Here is a 17,563-nt window from a genome sequence, read left to right as displayed (position 1 = left end):
GCGGGCTGCGTTCCCCTTTTTCTCCTATTGCCTAAACCGGAGGCGCTATGGATCAGCTAGAGCAAATCACCCAAATGATTGCCCTGTCCATGGGCCTGGCCTGGGCCAGTGGCATCAATCTCTACGCCACCCTGCTGATGCTGGGGGTGTTGTCCAACACCGGCAATATAGTATTGCCGCCTGGGCTCGACGTTGTTGGCGATCCCATGGTGCTGATGGCGGCGGGCTTGATGTATTGCGTCGAGTTTTTCGCCGACAAGATACCGGGCGTCGATACCGGCTGGGATACCCTGCATACCTTTATCCGTATTCCCGCGGGGGCTGCGCTAGCGGCGGGTGCCGTGGGTGAAATTGGCCTGCCGGTGGAGCTGGCCGCCGCCATTGTGGGCGGCTCACTGGCGACGGCAACCCATGCCGCCAAGGCCGGCAGTCGCGTGCTGATCAATACCTCGCCGGAACCCTTCAGCAACTGGACGGCGTCCGTGGCTGAAGATGTGATGGTCGTCGGTGGCGTTTGGGCCGCGCTCTATAACCCCTGGATGTTCCTCACAGGCCTGATTGTATTCGTGCTGCTGCTGGTGTGGCTGCTGCCCAAGGTCTGGCGTGGTGTGAAACGGGTATTTCGTTTCCTGGCGCGACTGTTTGGCGGCGCTGCCGATGATGATGTTGCGCCGTTACAATCAAGTTCAGGCTCAAGCTCTGGCCGAGCCCTGCCGGGCGACCGTCCACGTAATTGAACCAGATGAAAAGCAGGGGCAAGGGGCTAGATTCAAGGGGCTAGGAAGGGCAAGGCAAAAGCGAGACTATAAATTTTTCTGTGTAAGTGGCGGCATCTTTCATCTTGCCCCTAGCCCCTAGCCCCTTTAATCTCGCACCTCGCACCTCGCACCTCGCACCTCGCACCTCGCACCTCGCCTTCAAAATCAGGCCCAACCTTCGATATGGGCGTCTGTAATCAGCAGGCGCAGCAGGTCGGTGCGGGTCACAATGCCGACCAACCTGTCTTCTGCATCGACGATGGGCATCGCACCCAGATCAAACTCAACAAAACTTGCCGCCAGGTGTGATACATCGGTTTGGGCTGATGCCGCCAGCAGATGACGGCCATGAATGGCGGCAACCGGACTGGTGGGCCGCAGTGCGGCCTGATGCAGGTCATGGCGGCTGAGCATGGCCAGCGGGCGCTGTTCTGCCGAAACTATAACCAGGTGCTCTATTTGCAGGCGCCGCATCTGTTCGTAGGCTTCAGCGACGCTAGTCTCGGGGCTGATGTGATGTACCGGGCTCGTCATGATCTGGGTGGCTAACAGCTGTGGTGCTGTGCGCTTTGCTGCGGTGTTTTCGCCGGCTTCTTCACTGGCAGCGTAGGCTCGCTGGGCGGGTTGTTGTGCTGGCCGGGTGGGTGTTCGGGAATTGTTACGCTGGGCCGAGTACTGCAGCCTGAAACGCTCGGCGTCGGTATCCAGTTGCTGTTCTCCCTCGGCCGTAGCATGGGAGGCCTTGATCGGTTCTATGCTGTCGACGCCGCCGGGTTTGAATAACGCCCGCACCGGGGTCTGTATCCGATAACCCTGATCGTAGATGACAAGTGCCATGCAACCTCCTGCCGCTGGACGCCGGTGTGGCTTGGTCGGACATCGTACTCAAGACTCTTTGACGCCTGCAGATACTATATCGACCCGCGGATCAGATTCTTGATGATAAAGCGTGCCGGATTCAGCGCCTCGGTGACTGTGCGCCCCAGCGGCAATGGCTCATTACAGATCAGACTCGCCAGCAGTTCGCCGCCAATGGGGCAGGTCAGCAGCCCCTTGGAGCCGTGGCCGACACTCACATAGAGTCCGGGATAATGGCAGGGTTCAGTGTCGAAGCGCCATTTGCGGTCCTGGCGCAGGCGCGCGTAGTCTTTCATAAAACGCTCGGCATCGGGTGCGGGCCCGACAATGGGCAGGTAGTCCGGCGTGGAGCAGCGAAAGGCTACCCGGCCCTGCAGCGGCTGCTGCGCCAGTGCTTTACCCAGGGAGGGCAGGGATTTGCTCAGGGTGGCAAGGTTGCTCTGGTGGTCATGGGGGCGGATTTCCGTATCGCAGTCGTGCAGATCGAAGGTGGCGCCGAAACAGTAGGTGCCGTTCATGGCGGGCGGAATATAGCCATCGCCGCAGACCACGGTCCGCAGTGCCGGTTCTGTGGCGGGTACAGGCGCTTCGCTGACCTGCCCACGGATGGACTTGAGCGGCAGGTGGGCGAGGGAGCACAGTGCCTTGGCGGCCCCTGCGGTGGCGACGATCACTGCACAGGCTTGAAAGCGCTCGCCGCTGTCGCATTGCGCCTGCCAACGCTTGCTGTCTTGTTGATAGTCCAGTGCTTCCACAGTCGCGCTGGTGCTTAGGCTGATCAGCGGGTGTTGCAGCAGTGCCTGGCACAGATCTACCGGTGATACCCAGCCTGCGGTGGGGAAAAACAGGCCGCTGTGGGGGGTGCTGGTACCAGCCAGGACGCTGGCCTCGCTGGCGCTGACCCCCTGTACCAGGGTCTTGGGATAGGCGCCGGCATCGAGCAACTGGCCCTGGCGATTGGCTTCCCTGTCGCTCTGGGCCAGTTGCAGCAAGCCGCAGGCCTGCCAGCTATGGGCTGGCAGTAATCCCTCAGTGCTCAGCTGTTGCAGCAGATGGCGGCTGTAATCGAGCCCGGTGCTGTGAAGTAACCCCTGTTTGGTGGGGCGTACCGGCAGTTTGGCGTAGAGTGCCCCCTGTCGATTGCCGGATCCGCCGCTGGCCGCCGCTTCGCTGCGCTCCAATAACCTGACCGGGATACCCCGGCGGGCCAGTGCGTAGGCGGCACAGCAGCCGGCGAGACCTGCGCCCAGGATCAGCACTGATTCGGGCCGCGGGCGGGCTTTGGGTCGGTCAAACCAGGGGCTGATTGATGCGGGGGCCATAGGGGCAAGAGGGGCGACAGGGCCGCTGTAGGTACCGCTAAGCATCCTGCTGTTTGCACCAAACCCTAGTACAGCGCTGATCTCGAAGTCCACTGCGGCAAGGCCGTCTCGCAGGCAGCTCTCAGCATGGGCTGCGGCCAGCGTCGTGCTTTTGTGGCTCAGATGCGCTACCTGCTGGAATAGCGCTTCAGACCAGATATTCGGGTTGCTGGCGGGAGAGAAACCGTCGAGAAACCATGCATCCACGGGCCCCTCGAACTCGGCCAGGCCCTGGGTGGCATCGGCGAAAATAAGCGTCAGGCTGATGCGGCCATTGTCGAACTCCAGGCGGTGAAACCCCTCCAGCAGCGGTGGGTACTGCGCCTGCAGCTGGGAGGCAGCGCTGGCGAATTCTGGCCAGTGCCCAAGGCAGCGGGCCAGATCCTGCAATGTTAGCGGGTATTTCTCCAGCGAGATGTAATTCAGCCGGGCGCCTTGGGGGGCTCGTTGCAGCCAGAGCTCCCGTGTGACGAGAAAATTGAGCCCGCTGCCAAAACCGGTTTCGGCGATGCTGAAGTGGGCTTGCGTGAGGGCTGTGAAGCGAGCCCCAAGCTGGTTGCCATCCACGAAGACATGGCGGGCCTCAGCCGGGCCCGTGTCGCTGTTGAAATAGTCTTCATCGAAGCGGGCAGATCGCGCTCCATGCTGTTGCCAGTCGATAAGGGCGTGCTGAAGGTGAGTCACGGTATTAGAGTCACAATAGTTGGGTCACGGTTTTGCTGAATCCAGATCGGGGCGCTTGGCTAAAGCTGCGCAGCTATAAGTACTAACTCACGGCTACCCGCTATCTGCTTGTGGCTGTTATGATACCCGCTTTGCAAAATTCCGAGCACTAAGGCGTAAAGAATGTTGGACCTGAATAACATCAGGATCTGTGTGCTGGGTCTGGGTTACGTAGGGCTGCCGCTGGCGGTCGAGCTTGGCAAGCAATTCGAGACCATCGGTTTTGATATCAACCGTGGTCGTGTGGATGAACTCAGAAGCGGGCAGGACAGCACGCTTGAAGTTGAGCCGGATGAGCTGTGTAGCGCCAGCAAGCTGGGCTTCAGTGCGGAACTGGCGGATGTGGCCCACTGCAATGTCTTTATCGTCACTGTGCCGACGCCTGTGGATGAGAACAAGCAGCCGGACCTGTCGCCTCTGCGCCGTGCCAGCCAGGCGATCGGCTCAGTTCTGAAACCAGGCTCCGTCGTTATTTACGAGTCCACAGTCTATCCCGGTGCCACTGAAGATGTTTGCGTACCCGAGCTGGCAGCGGCGTCTGGCATGATCTTCAACCAGGATTTTTTCGTTGGCTACAGCCCTGAACGCATTAATCCCGGTGACAAGAAGCACCGCCTTCCCAGTATCGTCAAGGTTACTTCGGGCTCCACACCAGCGGTCGCCGATTTTGTTGATGATCTCTATCGTCGTGTTATTACCGCTGGTACCCACAAGGCCAGCAGCATCAAAGTGGCCGAGGCCTCCAAGGTGATCGAAAACACCCAGCGTGATTTGAATATAGCCCTGGTGAATGAACTGGCGATTATTTTTGGCAAGCTGGGGATAGATACGACCCAGGTGCTGGAAGCTGCGGGCACCAAGTGGAACTTTCTGCCGTTTCGCCCAGGATTGGTGGGTGGGCACTGTATCGGTGTTGATCCCTATTACCTCGCCCACAAGGCCCAGGCGGCCGGCTATTTCCCTGATGTCATTCTGGCGGGGCGGCGCATCAACGACGGTATGGGCCAATACGTGGCTGAAGAAGTGGTCAAGCTGATGATCAAGCGCCGCCTGCATGTGGCCGACGCCAGGGTGCTGATACTGGGGTTGTCGTTCAAGGAAAACTGCCCCGATATACGCAATACCAAGGTCATTGATATGGTGCGCGAACTTGAGTCCTATGGCGCCCATGTGGATGTGCACGACCCCTGGGTTTCTGCGCACCAGGCCCGGGAGGAATACGGCCTTGAATTGCTCGAAAACCTGCAATCGGGACAGTTTGATGCTGTTGTGCTGGCCGTGGCTCATCATCAATTTCAGGCCATGGGGGCCGAGCGTATCCGTGGGCTGTGCAGGGACAGGGAACACAGTGTATTGTTTGATGTGAAAGGAGTGCTGGCGCTGGATCAGGTGGATAAGCGCCTGTAATTCTGCTGGGTGGTTAGCTTTTGGTTATCTACTCAGAATAAAGTCGGAAATAAACGTCGACAGCTTTTTTTAGCTGTTCGGCTTGCTCAAAACGGAATCTGAACACGGAGAGCGCAATGGCTGTAAAGCGCGCCTGGTACCTGTTGCAAACCAAGCCTCGGCAGGACGCCCGTGCTCTGGAGAATCTGGAGTTTCAGGGCTTCGATTGCTTCGCCCCTTTCATGGCCGTTGAGCGAGTCCGTGCTGGCAAGCGCTGTGAGCTGTCTGAGCCTCTTTTTCCCGGCTACATTTTTATCTATCTGGATCAGATTGCCGACAACTGGCGCCCGATCCGCTCGACCCGCGGCGTCAGTCGCCTGGTCACATTCAATGATACCCCGCTGCCTATTGGTCATGACATTGTTGACCAGTTGCGCAAGCGTGTGGCCGGAGAGAAAAAACAGCCCGCTGCAGCCGTGTTAAAGCCCGGTGATCCGGTGCGGGTTGCCGAAGGCCCCTTTGCCGAGCTAGATGCCCTGTTTGAGTGCTACGATGGCACCGAACGGGTGGTTATACTGCTCAACTTGATGCAACGAAGCCAGCGGCTGGTAATGCCGTTGGCTAACATTCGCCAGGCCTGAGTCTGCCAACAGGCAGATTCAGCCGCGTTCTCGGGAAATTGACGGTCAATCCTGGGGCGGTAGCGTGTCTGAAGGTCTGTGGACAAGTCGAGTTGAGTCAAGCGTAACCCGCCCGTTAAAGGAATAACGTCATGGAGTACCCTGAAATTATTCACCACGGTGCCAGAGACGGTGTCACCGGATCCTGTCATCAGTTGCGCATCGATGAGCACCAGAGTCTGCTGATCGACTGTGGCCTGTTTCAGGGGGCCGAAACCTCGGGCGACGGTCGCAGCGGTGCAGACCGGCTGGCGGTGGAGTTTTCGCTCAAGGGGATTCGGGCGCTGGTGGCCACCCATGTGCATATCGATCATGTCGGGCGTATTCCGTATCTGATGGCGGCGGGGTTCAAGGGGCCCATTCTGTGCAGTGAACCCTCGGCCAAACTGCTGCCGATTGTGCTGGAGGATGCCTTCAAACTTGGCATCAGTCGTGATCAGCAGCAGGTTGAGCGTTTTATCAGCCAGCTGAGCAAGCGGCTGCTGCCGTTGCCCTATAAAACCTGGTTTACGCTAATAGATGAGCCTTGGATGCTGTGCCGGATTCGCTTGCAGCGCGCCGGCCATATTCTCGGCTCGGCCTATGTGGAATGCGACCTGCATAACCGGCGCAGCGCAGAGAAACACCGGGTGGTCTTTTCCGGGGATCTGGGGGCGCCCCATGCGCCGCTGTTACCGCCGCCCCAGTCACCGCGGCGGGCAGATACCCTGGTGATGGAAAGCACCTATGGCAACCGCGTACATGAGGATAGACGCAGCCGCCGCGCAAGGCTCGAAAGCGCCATTACACGAGCGTTGCAGGACAAGGGCACAGTACTGATTCCGGCCTTCAGCATTGGCCGCACCCAGGAACTGCTGTATGAACTGGAAGATATTATCCATCGCAGCAAGACCGTGCAGGCCGCGCTGAAAGGCATCGAACTGCAGCCGGACTGGCCGGCGCTTCCTGTTATTCTGGATTCGCCGCTGGCGAGTCGCTTTACGCGTGTTTATAGATCCCTGCAGCCCTACTGGGATGAAGAAGCCCACAAGCGTCTGCAGTCCGGTCGCAAGCCGCTGGGGTTCGAGCAACTGCTGACCATCGACAGCCACCATGACCATCTGAAAACAGTGCACCACCTGGCCGATACCGCACGCCCGGCCATTGTTATCGCCGGCAGCGGCATGTGCAGCAGCGGGCGCATCGTCAACTACCTCAAGGCCATGCTGAGCGATGCGCGCCATAATGTACTCTTCGTTGGCTACCAGGCCCGTGGCACCGCAGGGAATGCCATTCAGACCCATGGCCCCAGCGGCGGTTATGTCGAGCTGGATGGCGAACGCATCGACATCCGCGCCGGCATTGAAAGCATCGGCGGCTACTCCGCCCATGCCGACCAGCAGGACCTGCTGAACTTCGTTACCCGAATGCAGCAGTGGCCCAGCCGGATACGGCTGATCCATGGTGAGGCGCACGCGAAACAGGCGCTGGCTGAAAAGCTCAGGGCACTGTATGAAGAGCGCGGAGTGGAGGTGTTGATTGAGGTGTGATGTGCAAAGAGTATCCACCGCGACTAGGCTAATTTTACGCGGTGGTTTGGAGTGTTTCGCAGTGAAGCCGAAAAGCAGATACTCTAAGGATCACCGGAATTGTCCAAGGTTTCTATATGAGATTGCAGGAAATAGAGATATAGGTAAGTGCACGGATATATTAGATGTCTGAGTATCAGAACTGTTTTCAGTGGTGTGTGGGTTTGAATTGGGTGGTCGATCAGCACAGGCGTGTGAACGAGTTTTGACCAGTTTCATGGCGTGAGTTGCTCAGAAAATAAGCGAAAAACAGTCATGCCTATATGATACCGGCAGCAACTCAGGTGAATCTCACTATAGGGATGATCAATAGTTATCCAAATGGTGAGTTCTCTGCCCATCAAAAAGCCGCATTCGCTGTACAAATTATGTTCATGCATCTGCCCTAGGTAGTTGATATAAACGTTTAATAATAAGATTTTTAAATAAAATAAACATTCATTATTTTTCCGTATACTAGACTACTTTTTATAAAGTAGTCTAGTCTAGAAAAATATTCTAGCTGGATTTATTCGGCATTTATTCGTTGTAACTATATGTCTTTTATTGGAAGAATTAAAAAAAGTAGTCTCGTTTCAGGAATAGGTGTCTATTTTATTTCAGGCATTATGACTGCTGCGATACCTTTTGTTCTTTTGCCTATCCTGACTAGGTATTTAGAGCCCGAGGAATATGGTGAGGTTGCTGTATTTCATGTATGGGTGTCACTTCTTGGTGCTTTGTGCGGATTGAGTGTTCATGGTGCTGCGGGGCGAAAGTATTTTGACTATAAAAAACCGGATTCAGAAATTGGAGAGTTCATAGGCTCTTGTTTAATTCTGCTTATTGTTAGTTCTAGCGTTTTATTCTTACTAGTTGCATTTTTTTCTCAAGGTTTGTCTGAGCTCATTGGTCTTTCGGAATTCTGGTTGCTGATCGGTATTCCTTTTGCTTTCAGCAGCTTTTTGATTCAGCTTCGTCTTGGTCAATGGCAGGTTCGAAAAGAAGCAAAAAAATTTGGGTTATTCCAAGTTTTGTATGGTTTATCTAACATGCTTTTGTCACTGCAGTTGGTAGTGGTCTTATTTTGGGGCGTGGATGGCCGTCTAAGTGGGCTCACTGTGAGTATCTTAGTATTTGGTGTGCTAGCATATTTTTTTCTTAAAAAAGATGGGCTTGTTGAAATTGTATGGCGACCCGTCTTAATAATGGAAGCTGTAAGATTTGGAATCCCATTAATTCCTCATATTATTGGTGCTTTTCTTCTCCTTACGATAGATCGTGCTTTAATAAGTACTGTTCTTGGGTTAGAACAAGCTGGATATTATATGGTGGCAGTTCAATTATCTATGATTCTTAGTGTTTTAATGGATGCTGTTAATAAGGCCTATGTGCCTTGGCTGTATGAGCGTTTAAATAGGAACAAAGGGAGTGATAAGTTTTTAATCGTAAAAATAACATATTGGTATTATTTGTTTTTGATGTTTATTTCTGCTGTTTTCTTTATTTGGGGGGATGGTATTGTTGTTTTTTTCGCTGGTGAAAAATACGCTGTTTCTTCGAGTATAGTACCATGGATTGTTTTGGCTCAAGTTTTTCGCGGTATGTATTTGATGGTTACTAATTATATCTTTTTTGTAAGGCGAACCGCTGTAATATCATTAATTACCTTTTCTTTTGGTTCTTTAAACGTTTTTCTTGTGTTGTTTTTTATGAAGTTGTTCGGGCTGATTGGTGCAGCATGGGCTTTATGTATTTGCATGGCGTTTCAGTGGATGGTGACATGGTTCTATGCAAATAAATTATTTTCTATGCCTTGGGGGTTAGGAGTAAGAGGTTCGATAATTAAATGATTAATTTTTTTCGAATTTTAATGCATTGTAAGCGGAGTTTAAAAAGCGAGCTTTGGATAAATCTTGTGAAATACCAATGCGGAAGCTTCAAAGGAAAAGTAAAAGCCAATCATAAAACTTGTGTTACAAAAGAAACTCATCTTGGAGATAATGTCAATTTTAATGGCCTGGTTATTAATGGGGGAGGTAAGGTTAGCATTGGCGATAATTTTCATTCAGGAGAAGGCTGCCTTTTTATTTGCCAAAGTCATGATTACGATACTGGCGATTCTATCCCCTACGGGTCAAATTATATTCTTAAAGATATAATTATTGAAAGTAACGTTTGGTTGGGTAGCCGAGTTATTGTTCTTGGCGGCGTTAAGATTGGGGAAGGAGCCATTATTCAGGCGGGAAGTTGTGTGGTTAGTGATATTCCAGCATATGCAATAGCGGGCGGGCATCCTGCAAAAGTCTTTTCTCAAAGAGATATTGAAAATTATATAAAGCTAAAATCAGAGAATAAATTCCATTGATTATTAACTTGGAAAAATTTGATGAATAATGTTTTATCTCTCATTGGTCGTGATACTGAATTATTCTTAAGTGATATTTCAGAATCTAACTCTGAACTCAAAGAAATCGTGAGCTCTTCTCGGTTCCTCGTACTTGGTGGTGCAGGATCTATTGGTCAAGAAGTAACTAAAGAAATATTCAAACGTAATCCGAGAAAACTTCACGTTATTGACATTAGTGAGAACAATCTGGTTGAACTCGTTCGTGATATTCGAAGCTCTTTCGGTTATATTCGTGGAGATTTTAAGACTTTCGCATTGGATATTGGATCAACTGAGTATGATGCTTTTTTTAAAGCTGATGGTCAGTATGACTACATACTAAATCTTTCAGCGTTGAAGCATGTACGCAGCGAAAAAGATCCATATACTCTGATGCGAATGATAGATGTCAATATATTGAATACCGACAGAACTCTACTTCAGGCGATTGACAAAGGTGTAGGAAAGTATTTTTGCGTCTCTACTGACAAAGCTGCTAACCCGGTTAATATGATGGGTGCTTCCAAAAAAATAATGGAAATGTTTCTTATGCGGCGTAGTTTAGATATAGAAATATCAACAGCCCGTTTTGCAAATGTTGCGTTCTCCGATGGTTCATTGCTTCATGGTTTTAATCTGCGTTTGACAAAGCGGCAGCCTATCGCAGCACCAAATGATGTAAAACGTTTTTTCTTAACTCCTTCTGAGTCTGGGGAACTTTGTCTGATGTCTTGTATCTTTGGGGAAAATCGTGATATTTTTTTTCCTAAGTTTAAAAAGAATTTAAATCTTCTATCCTTTTCAGATATCGCAGTTAAGTACTTAAAGCAAAAAGGTCTAGATGCATTAGAGTGCAGTAGCGAAGATGAGGCTCGGGAGCTAGTGAAAACTTTACCTGAAGAAGGAAAGTGGCCATGTATATTTACTGGTAGCGATACCACGGGTGAGAAAAGCTTCGAGGAGTTTTTTACCGAGCAGGAAATTCTGAAAATGGAGCGTTTCGTGAACATAGGTATCATCAAGAATGAGCCTGTCTTCAATGTAGATTTACTGGATCATTTCGAGGCCAGCATTACCTCGATGAAACGTAATCAAGCTTGGGATAAAAAGGCTATTGTCGACCTATTCTTTAAAATGATCCCAGGCTTTGGACACATTGAAACCGGAAAGTACCTCGACAGCAAGATGTGAATCTATGGTAAATCAGAAACTGATCGATTTTATTCGTGATACATACGCTAGCAGCGACTTTATTCCGCTGCATGCCCCAAGCTTCGTGGGGAATGAGAAGGGCTATCTAGCCCAGACCATTGACAGTACGTTTGTCTCTAGTGTTGGCAAGTTTGTCGATGAGTTTGAGCAGAAAGTTAAGTTTTATACTGGTGCTGGTTGGGCGGTGGCCACTGTTAACGGTACAGCTGCTCTTCACACGGCCCTGCACCTGGCTGGAGTGCGGGCTGGGGATTTGGTTATTACCCAGGCGCTGACTTTTGTCGCCACATGTAATGCTTTGCACCATATAGGTGCGAATCCAGTATTTCTTGATATCGAGCCTATTGCTTTCGGTTTGTGCCCTGATAAGACGGCTGCCTGGTTAAAAGAGTACGCCGTACTGGATGATGCCGGTTCCTGCCGCCATAAGGCCAGTGGCGCTGCCATCAAGGCGGTGATGCCCATGCACACCTTCGGCCATCCGGCACAGCTGGATGAATTGCTGGCCATTTGTAGGCAATGGAGTCTGTGCCTGATTGAGGACGCTGCGGAGAGCCTGGGCTCTTTTTACAAGGGGCTGCACACTGGCACTTTGGGCCGCTTCGGTGTCCTGAGCTTCAATGGTAACAAGGTGATCACGACTGGCGGCGGTGGCATGCTACTGTGCCAAGAGCAGGCAGACGGAGCCAAGGGCAAACATGTAACCACTACGGCCAAGGTAGCGCACCCTTATGAGTTTTATCATGACGAGCCTGGCTTTAACTACCGTATGCCTAACCTCAACGCGGCTTTGGGCTGTGCGCAGATGGAGCGGCTCGAAGTAATACTGGCGAATAAACGTAAGTTGGCTGAACGCTATGCTGGTTTCTTCCAGGGCAGCGAGTACCGCTTTGTAAGGGAGCCCGACTACGCCCGCTCGAACTACTGGTTGAATACCGTAATCTGCCCCGATTTAGAGAGTCGTAATGTCCTATTGGAGAGTACCAACGCTCAGAGAGTGATGACACGCCCGGTCTGGCAGCTGATGCACCGGTTGCCGATGTTTTCCGATGCGCTGCGTGGTGAGCTGACCCACTCTGAGTGGGCTGAGTCCCGATTGGTTAATTTACCCAGTTCGCCGACTGAGGTTTAAAATGCGAAAAATTGCGGTATTTACTGGTACCCGGGCTGAATATGGGTTGCTGTACTGGTTGATGAAAGATATTCGAAATGATCCGGAACTAGAGCTACAGCTACTGGTTTCCGGTATGCATCTGTCACCAGAATTTGGTATGACCTACAGGCAGATAGAAGCGGATGGCTTTCGGATCAACGAGAAAGTCGAGATGCTGTTGTCATCCGATTCAGCGGTAGGCACGGCGAAAAGCATAGGCCTTGGAGTTATAGGTTTCGCGGATGCATTATCCCGAATGGATCCTGATGTAGTCGTGATATTGGGGGACAGGTTCGAAGCGCTGGCAGCGGCACAGGCCTCCATGATCTTACGTATACCCATTGCTCATATTCATGGCGGTGAGATCACTGAAGGGGCTTACGATGACGCTATTCGGCATGCAATTACGAAGTTTAGCCTCCTGCATTTTACGTCAACAGTCGAGCATTCTAACAGGGTCATTCAACTGGGTGAGGACCCCAGCCGGGTAAGCAATGTGGGGGCCATCGGGCTTGATTACTTGCATCGCACTGAAATGATGTCGGTAGAAGAGTTGTCAGCATCACTAAATTTTAAGATTGACCGCCCCTATTTTCTGGTTACCTATCATCCGGTCACGCTCGCTTCCGAGCCGGCCAAGTCATCCTTTGAGCAATTACTTCGTGCACTAGATTGTTTCTCGTCATATCAAGTGATACTGACCTACCCAAACGCAGACGATGGTGGGCGTGTGATCATCCCGTTGCTGGAAGCCTATGCCAGGGAGCGTCCCAAACGCGTATTGGCAATACCGTCATTAGGACAGCAGCGTTACCTGAGCGCGGTGAAGCACGCATCAGCGGTGGTGGGTAATTCATCCAGTGGCATTATTGAAGTTCCCTCTTTTTGTGTGCCGACTGTGAATATTGGTGCGCGTCAACGCGGCCGCCTAGCTGCAAGCAGCGTACTGCATTGTGATGCCGATGTGATTGCCATTACCGAAACACTCAAAATTGCGCTTGGAGCTTGTTTCCGTCAAGTGGTGAATCCATATGGCCAAGGAAATACTTGCGAAGCCATGCTAAAGATTCTCAAGTCTGTAGAGTTGACAAAAATCAAGTGTTTTTATGATCTTTAGTAAGTGGTGTAAATATGGTGAAGATTATTGCCGAAGCTGGTGTGAATCATAATGGTAGCGCTGACTTGGCCTTTAAATTGGTGGATGCAGCCTATACCGCCGGCGCCGATATCGTGAAATTTCAAACGTTCAAAGCCGAAAAATTGGCCACCCGGGCAGCTCGCCAGGCGGAATATCAGGCCCGCAACACCGAAGTGTCAGAGTCCCAGTTCGCCATGCTCAGTCGCTTGGAGCTGGATTATGGCACCTACAAAGCCTTGGCGGCGTACTGCAATAAGTTAGGCATAGAGTTTCTTTCGACAGCGTTTGATTCCGAAAGCCTAGAGTTTTTGGTGAACGATCTTGGGCTAACAACCCTGAAAATTGCATCTGGCGAGCTGACTAGCGCGCCCTTTGTGCTAGAACACGCGAGAACCGGCTGTGATTTGATCGTTTCGACCGGTATGGCTACCCTGGCGGAGGTGGAGTCTGCGCTGGGTGTAATTGCGTTTGGTTTCACCTGCGGGGCCGAGGCAGTTCCAAGTGAAATGGCGTTTTACGAAGCCTACGCCAGCAAGGCTGGTCGGGAAGCCCTGCAGCGCAAGGTCACACTTTTGCACTGTACAACTGAGTATCCGGCCCCAATGGAGGAAATTAACCTTCGAGCGATGCAAACCATGGCCACATCTTTTGGGCTAATTCCCGGTTACTCAGATCATAGCGCCGGGATTACAATTCCGGTGGCTGCAGCAGCCCTTGGGGCACAAGTGATTGAGAAGCATTTTACCCTTGATAACACCATGGATGGGCCGGACCATAAGGCCTCGCTAGAACCCGATGAGCTGGCTGCCATGGTACGTGCAATTCGTGGTGTGGAGTTGGCTTTAGGCAACGGCGTCAAGGGGCCGCAGCCTTCTGAGTTGAAGAACAAGGCTGTCGCCCGTAAAAGTCTGATAGCAGCGTCTCCTATTCGGGTCGGGGAGCTCTTTACCAAAGCAAACCTGACGGTAAAACGCCCCGGTGATGGTCTTTCACCCTACCGATACTGGGCCTTGTTGGGTTGCGTCGCCGGCCGGGATTACGAAGAGGGGGAATTTATCCGTGGCTAAGCGCCTAGTCATGCTCGGTGCTGGTGGTCATGCTGCAGGGCTGGCTGAAATTCTGAGTGCTCAAGGTCGAACTCTCATCGCCGTTATTTCTCCGGATACAATGAAAACTAGAGGCCCGTTGAACAACTTGAAGCGCCTTGGGAGCGACGATGTCCTGTTGCAAAAATACCACCCTGACGAAGTGGACTTGGTTAATGGCCTTGGCTCGTTACCAAGTAAGGACCTGCAGTGGAAATTATATGAGCGCTTTACCAGTCTGGGGTACCTTTTTACCTCGGTGATTTCACCTCATGCCATCCTCTCCGGCTATGTGGAACTAGGCCAGGGGGTGCAGATCATGGCAGGTGTTATCGTTCAAGCAGGCGCGCGTATTGGCGACAATACTTTGTTAAACACCGGCTGTATCGTCGAGCACGACTGCTGCATTGGCCCTCATAACCATCTGGCCCCTGGTGCTTCCCTTAGCGGTGGCGTGACTACTGGTATTTGTGTACATATAGGTACTGGGGCCAATGTCATCCAAAATCTGAATATTGGTGATCATGCCGTCATTGGGGCGGGTACCACCATTGCGCGGGATGTACCTCCTCATCAAACCTTGATACCGGCACGCAACCGAATCATCAGTTAAGGAGCTCCAATGACAGAATGGAAAAGCATCGTTTTGGGCCCGGTTGACTCGATACGTGAAGCTATGCGCGTTATTGATCGAGGCGCATTGCGTATCGCTCTGGTCTGTGATGATGAGGGACACTTGTTGGGCACCGTAACTGACGGTGACATTCGTCGTGGCCTATTGATTGATTGCAATATGAACGACCCTGTTGCCCGGGTAATGAACACCCAGCCGAAAACCACTAAGGTGACCGATTCACGCGAGCAGTGTTTGAAGATATTGGAGGAATATGATCTGTTGTCGTTGCCCGTTGTCGATAAAAGTGGCTATTTGATAGGTTTGAAAACCCTGCAACAGGCCTTGCAGCCGATGAAGCGGGATAATCCAGTATTCATTATGGCAGGCGGCTTTGGCACCCGGTTGCGTCCGTTGACAGATCACTGCCCCAAACCCATGCTCCGGATTGGCGAAAAACCCATGTTGGCGCACTTGATCGAGCGCTTTTCGGGGCAGGGTTTTTATCAATTTTATATATCCACCCACTACATACCGGAGCAGATCCACGATTACTTTGGTGATGGTAGTCAGTTCGGTGTTAGTATTACCTATGTTCATGAAGAAATTCCATTGGGCACAGGTGGCGCCTTAGGTTCGTTGCCTAAAAAACTTCCCAAATTGCCATTGATCATGATGAATGGGGATGTACTCACCAAGGTGGATTTTATTCGTTTGCTGGCGCACCATGAACTAAACGAGTTTGATGCTACTCTGTGTGTACGCGAACTTGAGCACCAAGTGCCATTTGGGGTGATTGAAAGTGAAAATGGGTTAATCACCAATATGGTCGAAAAGCCCACCTTCCGGCACCGCATCAATACCGGTATCTATGTACTCAGCCCCGAGTGTGTGTCATCAGTCAGAAAAAATACAGAAATTGATATGCCGACTCTGTTGGAACAGCGGATAGATCAGCTGAAAAAGGTAGGGATATATACAAGCCATGACTATTGGTTGGATATCGGGCGTATTGATGACTATCAAAAAGCCCAGCGGGATTTCGAGGTTATATTTAGATGAATATTGCCATTATCCCTGCCAGAGGAGGCAGTAAGCGCCTTCCGGGAAAAAACATAAAATTACTGGCTGGAAAGCCAATGATTGTCTGGAGCGTTGAGGCTGCGCTGGATAGTGGAATTTTTGATAAAGTTATAGTCAGTACGGACAGTGATAAGATAGCTAAGATTGCTATTGATATTGGGGCTAATGTGCCTTTTATTAGGCCGTCATTTTTAGCAAGAGATGAAACCACTACAAATGACGTGGTTTGTCATGTGGTTGATTATGTAGAAAAGCATGAAAGTAAGGCTATAGAAACGATAACCATCTTACAACCAACCTCGCCATTACGGAATTTTCGACACATCAGGGATGCCTGGTGGATGTTTAAAGAGAGAAAGGCGAAAGCTATTGTCTCTGTTTGTAAGCTAGAATATCCTATTGAATTGTGTAATAAGCTAGGGCTTTATAATAGTCTCGATGGGTTTGTTGTAAATGAAAATATTAGACGATCTCAGGATTTTGAGTCTTCATATCGATTGAATGGGGCAATATACATAATCGACCGATGTTTGGTTGGGAACCTGAGTGCTCTTTATAATAAGGGGTCCTATGCATATGTGATGGATAATAAGAGTTCGGTTGACGTTGATACGTTAGTAGACTTTGAATTGGCAGAGTTCTACTTTAAAAGACGACATGTTTTAGGCGATTGTTAATCGATTGGATCGCTTATTTATGAAAATAAATATTTTTGTTGTGGAATCACCGCTTCAGATTTTGTCTGCTAGTGAAGCTGCAGCAATAGATATAAAGGCAAGAAATATAATTATCGTTCGATACTCAGGTTATCGTCGGTCTAATGATGAGCATATGAAGCATGCGATTTCAATATTCGAGTGGGCGGAAATTATAGAATTTACGGCATGGTCAAGTAGTAAATTTTTTTTTCATGTTTCTATCATTAAATTTCTCATGAAAATTGAAGGTAGATTTAAAGATCCAATAGACTCAGTTTATATCGGTGATTTTAGGTCAGAGTGGATGCACTATATAAGATGTATTTTGAGGCCTTTGAATGCAGTTCTAGTTGATGATGGCGCGGCAGTAATAAGTATTCACAAGGATTATATATCTAAAAATATTTATTGGCCAATAATTGAGGGTCGTAGCTTTTTGAAAAAAACTATAAATAATCTAATTTATAGTTCTTTTTATAATGGTACAATTGCAGCCGAAAAAGTAAAACTTTTTACCGCTTTTGATTTTCTGGAAAGTGAAACAGAAATTATAAAAAACAACTACTCTTTTCTTAGAAAAAAGTCAATAGATAAAAAAATAGATACAAGCATTGCTTATCATTTTGGTTCTAAATACAGTGAGGCTAAAATTGTTTCTCTTAAAGATGAACTTTGTTTTTTGGAAAAAGTTTTTGAGTTTTATAATAGTGAAAAATTAAGGGTTTTTTACGTCCCTCATCGAGACGAAGATATAGTTAAAATCGATAAAATTAGTTCATTGTTCAATGTTGATGTTAAATATTTACATATGCCTGCTGAAGTTTATTTTGCAGAGGCTGATTATATTCCTGCTTGCATTTCAAGTGCGTATTCTAGTTC

Annotated in this window: 16 protein-coding genes; 14 read left to right on the top strand and 2 right to left on the bottom strand. The window is 50.1% G+C overall.

The features are described 5' to 3' along the window. Positions 1–47 precede the first annotated feature (47 nt). Complete coding sequence (locus tag MPRO_RS04305) at positions 48–737, top strand: DUF4126 domain-containing protein (protein ID WP_067287492.1); 690 nt, start codon at positions 48–50, stop codon at positions 735–737. 186 nt (positions 738–923) lie between these two features. Here MPRO_RS04305 and MPRO_RS04300 read toward each other — a convergent pair whose 3' ends face one another. Together MPRO_RS04300 and mnmC are read right to left on the bottom strand one after the other, a co-directional pair. Beyond that, positions 924–1,595 (bottom strand): CBS domain-containing protein, encoded by a 672-nt coding sequence (locus tag MPRO_RS04300; protein ID WP_067287488.1) that lies wholly within the window; start codon positions 1,593–1,595, stop codon positions 924–926. Between the two features lie 74 nt (positions 1,596–1,669). Then, entirely contained in the window at positions 1,670–3,661 is a 1,992-nt protein-coding gene (gene mnmC / locus MPRO_RS04295) for a bifunctional tRNA (5-methylaminomethyl-2-thiouridine)(34)-methyltransferase MnmC2/FAD-dependent 5-carboxymethylaminomethyl-2-thiouridine(34) oxidoreductase MnmC1 (RefSeq protein WP_067287485.1), read from the bottom strand. 162 nt (positions 3,662–3,823) lie between these two features. Between mnmC and tviB the strand changes: the two genes are divergently transcribed. From tviB to MPRO_RS04230, 13 genes are all read left to right on the top strand, one after another. After that, positions 3,824–5,107 (top strand): Vi polysaccharide biosynthesis UDP-N-acetylglucosamine C-6 dehydrogenase TviB, encoded by a 1,284-nt coding sequence (gene tviB, locus MPRO_RS04290; protein WP_067287482.1) that lies wholly within the window; start codon positions 3,824–3,826, stop codon positions 5,105–5,107. 116 nt (positions 5,108–5,223) lie between these two features. Further along, positions 5,224–5,727, top strand: a complete 504-nt coding sequence (gene rfaH, locus MPRO_RS04285) for a transcription/translation regulatory transformer protein RfaH (RefSeq protein ID WP_067287478.1) — start codon at positions 5,224–5,226, stop codon at positions 5,725–5,727. Positions 5,728–5,858: 131 nt separating this feature from the next. Then, positions 5,859–7,295, top strand: coding sequence for an MBL fold metallo-hydrolase RNA specificity domain-containing protein (locus MPRO_RS04280; RefSeq protein ID WP_067287475.1), 1,437 nt, complete (start codon positions 5,859–5,861; stop codon positions 7,293–7,295). Positions 7,296–7,870: 575 nt separating this feature from the next. Beyond that, positions 7,871–9,166 carry a lipopolysaccharide biosynthesis protein gene (locus tag MPRO_RS04275; RefSeq protein WP_082708438.1) on the top strand — a complete coding sequence of 432 codons (1,296 nt, stop codon included), beginning with the start codon at positions 7,871–7,873 and terminating at the stop codon, positions 9,164–9,166. Then, complete coding sequence (locus MPRO_RS24990; protein ID WP_082708436.1) at positions 9,163–9,681, top strand: acyltransferase; 519 nt, start codon at positions 9,163–9,165, stop codon at positions 9,679–9,681. The genes MPRO_RS04275 and MPRO_RS24990 overlap by 4 nt, the downstream gene beginning before the upstream one ends. Before the next feature lie 21 nt (positions 9,682–9,702). Continuing rightward, positions 9,703–10,893: a UDP-N-acetylglucosamine 4,6-dehydratase gene (locus MPRO_RS04265; RefSeq protein WP_067287466.1), complete on the top strand. Its 1,191-nt coding sequence runs from the start codon at positions 9,703–9,705 to the stop codon at positions 10,891–10,893. A gap of 4 nt (positions 10,894–10,897) precedes the next feature. Beyond that, positions 10,898–12,046, top strand: coding sequence for a LegC family aminotransferase (locus tag MPRO_RS04260; RefSeq protein WP_067287464.1), 1,149 nt, complete (start codon positions 10,898–10,900; stop codon positions 12,044–12,046). A 1-nt stretch (position 12,047) separates the two neighbouring features. Further along, positions 12,048–13,184 carry a UDP-N-acetylglucosamine 2-epimerase gene (gene neuC, locus MPRO_RS04255; RefSeq protein WP_067287461.1) on the top strand — a complete coding sequence of 379 codons (1,137 nt, stop codon included), beginning with the start codon at positions 12,048–12,050 and terminating at the stop codon, positions 13,182–13,184. A 14-nt stretch (positions 13,185–13,198) separates the two neighbouring features. After that, positions 13,199–14,272, top strand: coding sequence for an N-acetylneuraminate synthase (neuB, locus tag MPRO_RS04250; RefSeq protein WP_067287458.1), 1,074 nt, complete (start codon positions 13,199–13,201; stop codon positions 14,270–14,272). Then, complete coding sequence (locus tag MPRO_RS04245; protein WP_067287455.1) at positions 14,265–14,903, top strand: acetyltransferase; 639 nt, start codon at positions 14,265–14,267, stop codon at positions 14,901–14,903. The genes neuB and MPRO_RS04245 overlap by 8 nt, the downstream gene beginning before the upstream one ends. Positions 14,904–14,912: 9 nt before the next feature. Next, on the top strand, positions 14,913–15,965 hold the full coding sequence (locus MPRO_RS04240; RefSeq protein WP_067287452.1) for a nucleotidyltransferase family protein: 1,053 nt from the start codon (positions 14,913–14,915) through the stop codon (positions 15,963–15,965). Then, on the top strand, positions 15,962–16,663 hold the full coding sequence (locus MPRO_RS04235) for an acylneuraminate cytidylyltransferase family protein (RefSeq protein ID WP_067287450.1): 702 nt from the start codon (positions 15,962–15,964) through the stop codon (positions 16,661–16,663). The genes MPRO_RS04240 and MPRO_RS04235 overlap by 4 nt, the downstream gene beginning before the upstream one ends. A gap of 19 nt (positions 16,664–16,682) precedes the next feature. Then, positions 16,683–17,563: polysialyltransferase family glycosyltransferase (locus tag MPRO_RS04230; protein WP_158651749.1), on the top strand; the 881-nt coding region annotated here is incomplete at its 3' end.

The organism is Marinobacterium profundum, assembly GCF_001528745.1.
GTDB classification, from domain to species: Bacteria; Pseudomonadota; Gammaproteobacteria; order Pseudomonadales; family Balneatricaceae; genus Marinobacterium_A; species Marinobacterium_A profundum.
The sequence above is the reverse complement of the archived record's forward strand: the minus strand, read 5'-3'. Positions and strand labels throughout refer to the sequence as shown.

What these genes read in the sequence shown, in the direction of transcription:
- MPRO_RS04305 (WP_067287492.1), top strand. Translation starts at nt 48, where the DNA reads ATGGATCAGCTAGAGCAAATCACCCAAATGATTGCCCTGTCCATGGGC.
- MPRO_RS04300 (WP_067287488.1), bottom strand. Translation starts at nt 1,595, where the DNA reads ATGGCACTTGTCATCTACGATCAGGGTTATCGGATACAGACCCCGGTG.
- tviB (WP_067287482.1), top strand. Translation starts at nt 3,824, where the DNA reads ATGTTGGACCTGAATAACATCAGGATCTGTGTGCTGGGTCTGGGTTAC.
- rfaH (WP_067287478.1), top strand. Translation starts at nt 5,224, where the DNA reads ATGGCTGTAAAGCGCGCCTGGTACCTGTTGCAAACCAAGCCTCGGCAG.
- MPRO_RS04280 (WP_067287475.1), top strand. Translation starts at nt 5,859, where the DNA reads ATGGAGTACCCTGAAATTATTCACCACGGTGCCAGAGACGGTGTCACC.
- MPRO_RS04275 (WP_082708438.1), top strand. Translation starts at nt 7,871, where the DNA reads ATGTCTTTTATTGGAAGAATTAAAAAAAGTAGTCTCGTTTCAGGAATA.
- MPRO_RS24990 (WP_082708436.1), top strand. Translation starts at nt 9,163, where the DNA reads ATGATTAATTTTTTTCGAATTTTAATGCATTGTAAGCGGAGTTTAAAA.
- MPRO_RS04265 (WP_067287466.1), top strand. Translation starts at nt 9,703, where the DNA reads ATGAATAATGTTTTATCTCTCATTGGTCGTGATACTGAATTATTCTTA.
- MPRO_RS04260 (WP_067287464.1), top strand. Translation starts at nt 10,898, where the DNA reads ATGGTAAATCAGAAACTGATCGATTTTATTCGTGATACATACGCTAGC.
- neuC (WP_067287461.1), top strand. Translation starts at nt 12,048, where the DNA reads ATGCGAAAAATTGCGGTATTTACTGGTACCCGGGCTGAATATGGGTTG.
- neuB (WP_067287458.1), top strand. Translation starts at nt 13,199, where the DNA reads ATGGTGAAGATTATTGCCGAAGCTGGTGTGAATCATAATGGTAGCGCT.
- MPRO_RS04240 (WP_067287452.1), top strand. Translation starts at nt 14,913, where the DNA reads ATGACAGAATGGAAAAGCATCGTTTTGGGCCCGGTTGACTCGATACGT.
- MPRO_RS04235 (WP_067287450.1), top strand. Translation starts at nt 15,962, where the DNA reads ATGAATATTGCCATTATCCCTGCCAGAGGAGGCAGTAAGCGCCTTCCG.